Genomic DNA, 8,808 nt, shown 5'->3' with positions numbered 1-8,808 from the left:
CCACCGACACGGGCGGCGCCTGGGCGCAGGTCCTCACCGCAGGGTCGGGTGACGGCCAGAGCTGCCTGGACGCCGTACAGGTGCAGCTGTGGGTCGATGCCGGCGACAAGATCTCAGCCGTGAACCTGCTCCTCGGCACTCCCTGAGAGGCGCCCGCTCAGCCGCGACAGGTGGCCGCCGCGCAGGCCCGGAGGTCGTCGAGCACGCCACCCAGCCGGGCCACGACCTCGGCGTAGGCCGGCTCGGCTCCGCGGCTGCGCAGCTCGTAGGGATCGCGCCGGAGGTTGTAGAGCTCGACGAACCCGTTGCTGCGCTCGACGTACTTCCACGGACCTCGCACCAGACCCTGGTAGAGCCACGTGGACGTGTCGCCGGGGGTCGCGGCCTCGAGCAGGATGCCCGGGCGCTGCGGCCAGCGGGCCTGCGGGTGCCTGAGGCGGTAGAGCATCGACTGGCCGTCCACGCGCCACGACGGCGCGATCCGCAGGCCGGCCATCCGGGCGATGGTGGGGGCGAGGTCGACCTGGGCGTTCAGCCCGTGGAACGTGGACCGTCTCGGGATGCCCGGACCCCGGATCAGCAGCGGCATGTGGTTGGCCACCTCGTACGGCGACACCTTGCCGCCCCGGATCCGGTGCTCGCCGAGGAGGTAGCCGTTGTCGCTGGTCACGATGACGAAGGTCCGGTCGAGCTCGCCGCTGTCGCGCAGGGCGTCGAGGATCTCGTCGATGACGTCCTGGTCGGAGAGCTCGGCCTCCCGACGCTGCGCGTTGACCTCGGTGAGGGCGGTGACCTCCGCCGGGGTCAGCGGCGCCAGCTGGGCCGGCTTGTCGCTGATGTCGGCCTCGTCGAAGGACGGGTCGGTCAGCGGCCGGCCGGCGAACCGGTCCCGATAGGTCGCCGAGACCGCGGGCGTCGGCAGCGAGGGGTCGTCGGGCTCCGCCGGGTTGCCGGCGTGCGGTCCGACGATGCTGGTGAACAGGAAGAACGGCTGCGCGCGCGGCGCGTTGCGCCGGATGAAGTCCACGGCCAGCTCGCCGAGGGCGTCGGTCTGGTACTCCGGGAGGCTGAGGTCCGTGGTGACCCCGTCGCGCGTCACCATCCACCCGTCGTAGGAGTAGTCGTACATCCGGTGCGGGACCATCCACTCGTCCCAACCGGGCGGGACGTAGGGCCGGGTGTACTGGTTGAGGTACTTCCCGACCAGCCCGGTGCGGTAGGTCGGGTCCAGCCAGGTGGCCAGCGTCGAGCGGTCGTCGAAGGCGGTGAACCCGCCGCCCGGGGCGGTGTTGGAGAGCACCTGGTGGTTGTGGGCGTACTTGCCGGTCAGCAGCGTCGCCCGGGCCGGGCAGCACAGCGGGTACGGCGCGTAGTGGCGGGTCACGGTGACGCCCTGGTTGCCCACCCGCCGGCGGACATGACGCAGGATCGACATGTCGTCGAGGCGGGCGTCGTCGAGCACGACCAGGACGATGTTGGGGCGACGTTGCTGCGCGCGGGCGGTGACGGCGGCGACCGGTCCGCCGAGGGCCGTGGCCGTCGGCCCGGGAGACGGCCGCGGCGCCGGGGACGCGGCGGGCGACTCGGCCGGGGGCGCCGCCGGGCTCGACGGTGAGAGCCCGGCCACCAGGGCGACGGCGAGCGCGACCGCCCCCAGCCCCCGCCGGACGCGCTGCCCGCGGGCCGCAGCGCCCCACGCTCGTCGAACGTGGCCCGGTCGAGACATTTTCCACCCCCCAGACGTGGCGCTGCCATTGCAGCACACCGGTCGGGCGACAGCCAGGGCGCGACCGCCGTGGGGATGTCTACTGGTGCGTACGACGCACGGGCCGCGTCGTAGGCACCAGGAGAGGACCGACCAGGGGAGACCGCGCCCGACCCCGACCCCTACGATCGGCAGCGAGGGCCGGCGCCACGAGGCCGACCCCGGCCCACGGGACGCAACGACGCGAGACGAGGTGGCACGCATGACCGTGACCGAGGACCGACCGGGGACCTTCATCCGTCCCGACGGCAAGGAGAAGGTCACCGGGCTGGGGCGCTACACCGCCGACATCGACCTCACCGGCCAGGCCCACGCCGCCTTCCGCTTCGCCGACCACCCGCACGCGCGGATCACCCGGATCGACACCCGTGCCGCCCGAGCCATCCCCGGGGTCTACGCCGTCGTCACCCACGAGGACGTCCCCGAGAACCTCTACGGCGGCATGATCCAGGACCGGCTGCTCTTCGCGAAGGACACGGTCCGCTGGGAGGGCGACGTCGTGGCGGGCGTCGCGGCCCGCACCCAGGCGATCGCCCGCGAGGCCGCGGCCGCGATCGAGGTGGAGTACGACGTGCTGCCGGCGCTCCCCGACTTCGTCGCCAACGCCGAGCCCGGCGCGCCGCTGGTCCACCCCGACTGGTCGTCGTACGACGGCGACGAGGACATGGGCCGCGAGGGCAACGTCGTGGGCCACTCCACCATCGTCAAGGGCGACGCCGACGCGGCGATGGCGACGGCCGACGTCGTGGTGACCAGCCGGTTCGTGGCCGACGCATCCCAGGGCGCACCCATCGAGCCGCGCGCGATCCTCGCCCAGTGGAACGGCGACCGGGTGACGGTCTGGACCTCGACCCAGGTGCCGTTCGCCGCGCGCGACGGGGTGGCGCACACCCTCGGCATCCCGCAGAGCCACGTCCGGGTGATCGTGCCGCTGCTCGGCGGCGGGTTCGGCTCCAAGTGCGACTTCCACTTCGAGGCGCACGTCGCGTCGCTGGCCCAGGCGGCCGGCCGACCGGTCAAGCTGGTCTTCAGCCGCCGCGAGGAGTTCCTCGCCCCCGACCACCGCCGCGAGGGGATGGTGCTGGAGTTCGAGACCGGCGCGACCAAGGACGGTCACCTGGTGGCGCGCCGCGCCACCCTCCACCTCGACAAGGGCGCCTACACCGGCGAGGGCGGCTTCTTCGCCCAGATGGCCGCGATGCACGCCTGCGGGCCCTACGAGCTCGACAACGTCGCCGTCCGGGCGATGCTGACCTACTCCACCAACCAGCCCTCCTCCTCGATCCGCGCGCCCACGGCGCCGCAGGCCTGCTGGGCCCTCGAGCAGCACATGGACCAGGTGGCCGGTGCGCTCGACATGGACCCGGTCGAGCTGCGCCGCCGGACGTTGATCCGCCAGGGCTCGCACGGTCCGACCGGTCAGGTCTTCGACGAGATCGGGATGCTCGACACCCTCGAGGCGGCGGCCGAGATGATCGGCTACGGCCAGGAGCTCCCCGACGACGAGGCGATCGGGGTCGCCTGCGGCTGGTGGCCGTCGATGGCCTCGCCGTCGGGCGCCTACGTCAAGCTCAACGGCGACGGCACGGGCACCATCGTCACCGGAGCGCAGGAGTGCGGCACCGGCGCGGTGATGGCGTTGCCCATCCTCGCCGCCGAGCAGCTCGGCATGCGGCCCGACGACTTCTCGATCCTCTACCAGGACACCGACGCAGGCCCCTGGGACATGGGCGCCTCGGGCTCGCAGACGACCTTCAACAACGGGCGAGCCGTGGTGGCCGCCGCCCAGGAGGTGCGCGCCCAGCTGCTGCAGCTGGCCGCGGAGAAGCTCGAGATCGACCCGGCCGACCTCGAGCTCGTCGACGGGTCGGTGCGGGCCGTCGGGGCACCGTCCACGTCGGTGACGATCGCCGACCTCGCCGGGACCGGCACCCCGCTGCTGGGCAAGGGATCGGGCGACCTGCCGGAGAACCCGCCTACCGACATCCCCTCCGCGTGCGTCGGCCGGCTCGGCCTCGACTCGTTCCTGGCGCCGCAGCTGATCACCCACGCGGCGCGGGTCAAGGTCGACCGGGAGACCGGCGTGGTGCGGGTGCTGGCGTTCGCCGCCGCCCATGACTCCGGCGTGATCGTCAACAAGATCGGCGCCGACGGCCAGGTCTACGGCGGCGTGATGATGGGGATCGGGCAGGCCCTGTCGGAGGCGACGTACTTCGACGAGGAGGGGCGGCAGCGCAACCCCGGCCTGCTCGACTACAAGCTGCAGACCGCCAGCGACGGCCCGCGGATCGACGTGCGCTGGATCGAGGTGGACACCCCCAACGCCGGGCCGAAGGGCTCCAAGGGCGTCGGCGAGCCGCCGAGCGTGCCGACGTCGGGGGCCATCGGCAACGCGATCGCGAAGGTGGTCGGACGGCACGTCACGCAGCTGCCGATGACCGCCGAACGGGTCTGGACGACCCTGCAGGGACAGGAGGACGAGCAGTGAGCACGTACGTCGAGGCGCGCGACGTCGCCGCCGCCGTGGCCGCCATGGCCGACGGGGCGCGACCGGTCGCCGGCGGCACCGACCTGGTCGTCGGCGCCCGGCACGGCAAGGCCCCGCTCCCCGAGTCGATCGTCGGCATCCACCGGATCCCGGGCCTCTCCGAGATCGCGGTGACCGACGGCGTGGTCCGGATCGGCGCGCTCACCTCGCACGCCGCGATCCTCGCCTCCGCCGAGCTGGCCGCCGCGACCCCGGGCCTGCTCGACGCCTCGGCGATCGTCGGGTCGCACGCCACCCGCGCCAACGGCACCCTCGGCGGCAACGTCATGAACGCCTCCCCCGCCATGGACACCGGCGCCCCGTTGCTGTGTCACGACGCGGTCGCCGTGCTGACCGGTCCGGGCGGGACCCGCCGGGTCGGGCTGGCCGACCTGTGGACCGGCCCCGGCCGGACGTCGGCGTCGGCCGACGAGCTGATGGAGGCCGTCGAGCTCCCCGTGCCGCCGGCCGGCGCCGGGTCGGCGTACGTCCGGCTGCAGTACCGCCGCCAGATGGAGATCGCCGTGGTCGGCGCCGGCGCCTACGTCGAGCTCGACGACTCCGGCGTGGTCACCGTCGCCCGGGTCGCGATCTCCGCGTTGACCCCCGTCATCTGCCGGGTGCCCGCCGCCGAGGAGGCGCTGATGGGGCGACGTTTGGGCACAAACGGCAGCATTTCGTCACGAAGTGATGCCGTTTCGGCACAAACGTCACCCATGGCGGACGCCCTCCAGGCCGCCGGCCAGGCAGCAGCCGAGGCGGCCACGCCGATCTCCGACGTGCGAGCCTCGGCGTCCTACCGCACGGCGATGGCCGCCGTGATCACCCGCCGCGCGATCGCGGCCGCGCTCACCCGAGCCACCGGCGGCACCGTCGCCGTCCCCGCGAGCGACTGGAGCCAGCGTTGAGCACCGACATCACCCTCACCGTCAACGGCGAGAGCTACCCACTGAGCGTCGACGCCCACGCCTCGCTGCTGCAGACGGTGCGCAGCCAGGTCGGCCTGACCGGCTCCAAGGAGGGCTGCGACGACTCCGAGTGCGGCGCCTGCATGATGCTGATCGACGGGCGCCCGGTGAACTCCTGCTCCTACCTCGCGGTCCAGGCGGACGGCGCCGAGATCACCACGGTCGAGGGGCTGGCCGAGGGTCCCGAGCTGTCCACGTTGCAGCGGACCTTCCTCGAGAAGGGCGGCGTGCAGTGCGGATTCTGCACCCCCGGGATGCTGGTCTCGGCGACGGCACTGCTCCGGGACAACCCCGCTCCCAGCGACGACGAGATCCGGATCGCGCTGTCCGGCAACCTGTGTCGCTGCACCGGCTACGACGGCATCGTGGCCGCGGTCGCCGCGGCCGCGGAGCAGGGCTGACTCCGGCGACGAGGCAGGCGCGACATCAGCGCGACACCACGCCGGCATTGACATGACGTCATCGTGATGTCATAGTGGTGCGCATGGACATCACGCCGTACGTCGACAACCTCCGCCGCGACCTGGTCGCCGCGTCCGAGGCCGGCGGCGACGACATCAAGCAGGCCGCCGAGCGGCTCGCCATGGCGCTCGACCCTGCCGCCCGGCTCGCCCTCATGGAGGCGGTCTCCCAGGCGACCGCGGAGATCACCGCCGAGATGCCCGCCGGGGGCGTCGACGTCAGGCTCAGCGGCCGCGAGCTCCAGTTCGTGGTCCACGCAGCCGCCCCGTTGCCGCCCACGCCTCCGCCGCCGCCCCCACCGCTGGCGCCCGACGAGGCCGACGAGGGTGGGCTGTCCCGGATCACCCTGCGCATCCCCGAGTCGGTCAAGGCCAAGGCCGAGGAGAAGGCGAGCCAGGCGGGCCAGAGCCTCAACACCTGGCTCGTCAGCGCGGTGCGCGCGGCCACCAGCGACCATGCGATCGACATCGACATCGATCTCTCGAGCCTGCCCTTCGCGGGCGGCGTCGACCCCTTCACCCACCAGGGCCGCCCCGGCCAGCGCCGGATGACCGGCTGGATCTGACCCGCCCCCCTCCCTCCGGGACCGGCGCCCTGTGCCGGCCCCGTGGCCCCGCACACCCTCGACGAGGAGAAAGCCATGACCGACTACCGCTTCGACACCCCCCGCCCGGTGCGGCTCTACTGCGAGCTCGGCCGCGGCAGCGTCCGAGTGTCCGCCGTCGACACCGACGTCAGCCGCGTGCAGGTGACGGGCCGGGTGGCGGACCAGGTCAGCGTGACCTACGAGGGCGACGAGATCACCATCGTGGCGCCCCGGCAACGCACCGGGTTCTTCGGTGGCGAGGCCGAGGTCGACCTCGTCGTCGCCCTCCCCGCAGGCTCCGACGCCATGGTCAAGTCCGGCTCAGCCGACCTGGCGCTGACCGGGACGTACGCCGGCTGCGTGCTCCGCTCCGGCTCCGGCACCATCACCGTCGAGACGCTCACCGCCCCCAGCCAGATCGAGACCGGCTCCGGCGAGGTGGCCGTCGAGCTGGCGGCCGCCGAGCTGAGGGTGAAGTCCGGATCGGGCGACGTGGAGATCGGTCACGCCGAGGCCAGCATCTCGGTGTCCACCGGCTCCGGCGACGTCCGCGTCGCCTCCGCCCACGGCCCCACCGCGGTGAAGACCGGGTCGGGCGACCTCACCGTCGACCGGGCCAGCGACGACGTGTCCCTCGCGACCGCCTCGGGCGACCTGGTCGTCCGGTCGGCGCTCCGCGGCAAGGTGACGATGCGCAGCGCGTCGGGAGACGTCCAGGTGGGCGTCCCCACCGGACTGCCCGTGTGGACCGACATCACCACGGTCACCGGCGACATCAGCTCCACCCTCCCGTCGACGGGCGAGCCCGCCGACGGCGCCGACTACCTCGAGCTCCGCGCCAAGACCGTCAGCGGCGACATCTCCCTGCGCGCCGTCTGACCCGACACATCCACCCCGGAAGGAGACCCGTCATGCACATCGAGATCCATGCCGCCCTGGCCCGTCAGTCCCAGCAGGAGGTGTCCCGCCGGACGCGTTCCACCCGCCCCGGGCCGACGGACGTCCGCGGCCGGCGTACCCGCCGCCTGCGGGCGGTCCAGCCCCCCGGCTGAGCGGCTACGGCACGTCCCGGATCGGGGTGCGGTGGAAGTTCTGGAACGAGCGCGACGGGGTCGGCCCACGCTGACCCTGGTAGCGCGAGCCGTACTTCTCCGATCCGTAGGGATGCTCGGCCGGTGAGCTGAGCCGGAAGAAGCACAGCTGGCCGATCTTCATCCCCGGCCACAGCTTGATCGGCAGCGTCGCGACGTTGGCCAGCTCCAGCGTGACGTGCCCGGTGAAGCCGGGGTCGATGAACCCGGCGGTCGCGTGGGTGAGCAGCCCGAGCCGACCCAGCGACGACTTGCCCTCGACGCGGGCCGCGATGTCGTCGGGCAGCGAGACCACCTCGTAGGTGGACCCGAGGGCGAACTCGCCGGGGTGCAGGATGAACGGCTCGTCGTCGCCGTCGACCACGACCTCGCGGGTCAGCTCGGACTGGTCCTCGGCCGGGTCGATGTGTGGATAGCGGTGGTTCTCGAAGACCCGGAAGAACCGGTCGAGGCGCACGTCGATGCTCGACGGCTGCAGCATCGCCGGGTCCCAGGGGTTGAGCGCGACCCGCTCGTCGGCGATCTCGGCGAGGATGTCGCGATCGGAGAGAAGCACGGGTCGTAACCTACCGGCCATGGTCTTCCATCGGTACGTCGCGCTCGGCGACTCCTTCACCGAGGGCGTCGGAGATCCCGACCCCTCCCGTCCCAACGGCCTGCGCGGCTGGGCCGACCGGGTCGCCGAGGTGCTCGCGCGCCAGCAGGGCGCCGACGACTTCGGCTACGCCAACCTCGGGATCCGCGGCCGCAAGATGGCCGCGATCCTGGCCGAGCAGGTCGAGCCGGCGATCGCACTCGAGCCCGACCTGGTCACGATCTACGCCGGCGCCAACGACATCCTGCGCCCCCGCGTCTCGATCGACGCCCTCGCGTCGTCGTACGACGAGGCGATCGGCCGGCTGGCCAAGACGGGTGCGACCGTCGCCATGTTCACGGCGTACGACCCGGGCATCTCGGCGCTCTTCCGGCCGGTGCGCGGGCGGATGGCGACCTACAACGAGTGGGTGCGCGAGATCGCCGAGAAGCACGACGCCCTGATCGTCGACATGTGGCGGATGCGTGACGTGCCGGCGTGGGCCATCTGGGACACCGACCGGATGCACCTGAACTCCTTCGGCCACACCCACATCGCGATCGCCGTGCTAGAGCGGCTGGGCATCCCCCACGACCTCGACGAGCCACCGCTCCCGGCCCGCCGCGAGCTCACCCGGGCGGAGTCGCGTCGCGAGAACCTCCAGTGGGCCCGCGAGCACGCCGGCCCCTGGGTGCACCGCCGGGTGACGGGCCGCTCCTCCGGCGACCGGGTGACGGCCAAGCGGCCGACGCTCGGCCCCGTCGACTAGCCCCTCGCAACCGGCTTCGCCCCGCGGCGAGGTCGTTGGTAGCATCGCACCCGCCGCTTCGCGGAG

Annotated in this window: 9 protein-coding genes; 7 read left to right on the top strand and 2 right to left on the bottom strand. The window is 72.9% G+C overall.

Annotated features, from left to right (window positions below; translation table 11 throughout):
• Window positions 1-157: 157 nt before the first annotated feature.
• On the bottom strand, window positions 158-1,726 hold the full coding sequence (locus R2740_RS17980; protein WP_371304070.1) for a sulfatase: 1,569 nt from the start codon (window positions 1,724-1,726) through the stop codon (window positions 158-160).
• A gap of 241 nt (window positions 1,727-1,967) precedes the next feature.
• Here R2740_RS17980 and R2740_RS17975 point away from each other — a divergent pair, with 241 nt between their 5' ends.
• The 6 genes from R2740_RS17975 (at window position 1,968) to R2740_RS17950 (ending at window position 7,360) form a co-directional block, all read left to right on the top strand.
• On the top strand, window positions 1,968-4,253 hold the full coding sequence (locus R2740_RS17975) for a xanthine dehydrogenase family protein molybdopterin-binding subunit (RefSeq protein WP_371304069.1): 2,286 nt from the start codon (window positions 1,968-1,970) through the stop codon (window positions 4,251-4,253).
• Window positions 4,250-5,200 (top strand): xanthine dehydrogenase family protein subunit M, encoded by a 951-nt coding sequence (locus R2740_RS17970; RefSeq protein WP_371304068.1) that lies wholly within the window; start codon window positions 4,250-4,252, stop codon window positions 5,198-5,200. The genes R2740_RS17975 and R2740_RS17970 overlap by 4 nt, the downstream gene beginning before the upstream one ends.
• On the top strand, window positions 5,197-5,661 hold the full coding sequence (locus R2740_RS17965; RefSeq protein WP_371304067.1) for a (2Fe-2S)-binding protein: 465 nt from the start codon (window positions 5,197-5,199) through the stop codon (window positions 5,659-5,661). The genes R2740_RS17970 and R2740_RS17965 overlap by 4 nt, the downstream gene beginning before the upstream one ends.
• 83 nt (window positions 5,662-5,744) lie before the next feature.
• Entirely contained in the window at window positions 5,745-6,287 is a 543-nt protein-coding gene (locus R2740_RS17960) for a toxin-antitoxin system HicB family antitoxin (protein WP_371304066.1), read from the top strand.
• Between the two features lie 75 nt (window positions 6,288-6,362).
• Window positions 6,363-7,187 carry a DUF4097 domain-containing protein gene (locus R2740_RS17955; protein ID WP_371304065.1) on the top strand — a complete coding sequence of 275 codons (825 nt, stop codon included), beginning with the start codon at window positions 6,363-6,365 and terminating at the stop codon, window positions 7,185-7,187.
• Between the two features lie 32 nt (window positions 7,188-7,219).
• Window positions 7,220-7,360: a hypothetical protein gene (locus tag R2740_RS17950; protein ID WP_371304064.1), complete on the top strand. Its 141-nt coding sequence runs from the start codon at window positions 7,220-7,222 to the stop codon at window positions 7,358-7,360.
• Window positions 7,361-7,364: 4 nt separating this feature from the next.
• On the opposite strand, the gene dcd is transcribed toward R2740_RS17950, so the two are convergent.
• Window positions 7,365-7,955 (bottom strand): dCTP deaminase, encoded by a 591-nt coding sequence (dcd, locus tag R2740_RS17945; protein ID WP_371304063.1) that lies wholly within the window; start codon window positions 7,953-7,955, stop codon window positions 7,365-7,367.
• 19 nt (window positions 7,956-7,974) lie between these two features.
• Between dcd and R2740_RS17940 the strand changes: the two genes are divergently transcribed.
• Entirely contained in the window at window positions 7,975-8,742 is a 768-nt protein-coding gene (locus R2740_RS17940) for an SGNH/GDSL hydrolase family protein (RefSeq protein WP_371304062.1), read from the top strand.
• The last annotated feature ends 66 nt before the right edge of the window (window positions 8,743-8,808 follow it).

The organism is Nocardioides sp. (genome assembly GCF_041393715.1).
Taxonomy (GTDB): Bacteria; Actinomycetota; Actinomycetes; order Propionibacteriales; family Nocardioidaceae; genus Nocardioides.
This window is presented reverse-complemented; position numbering and strand designations above follow the sequence as displayed.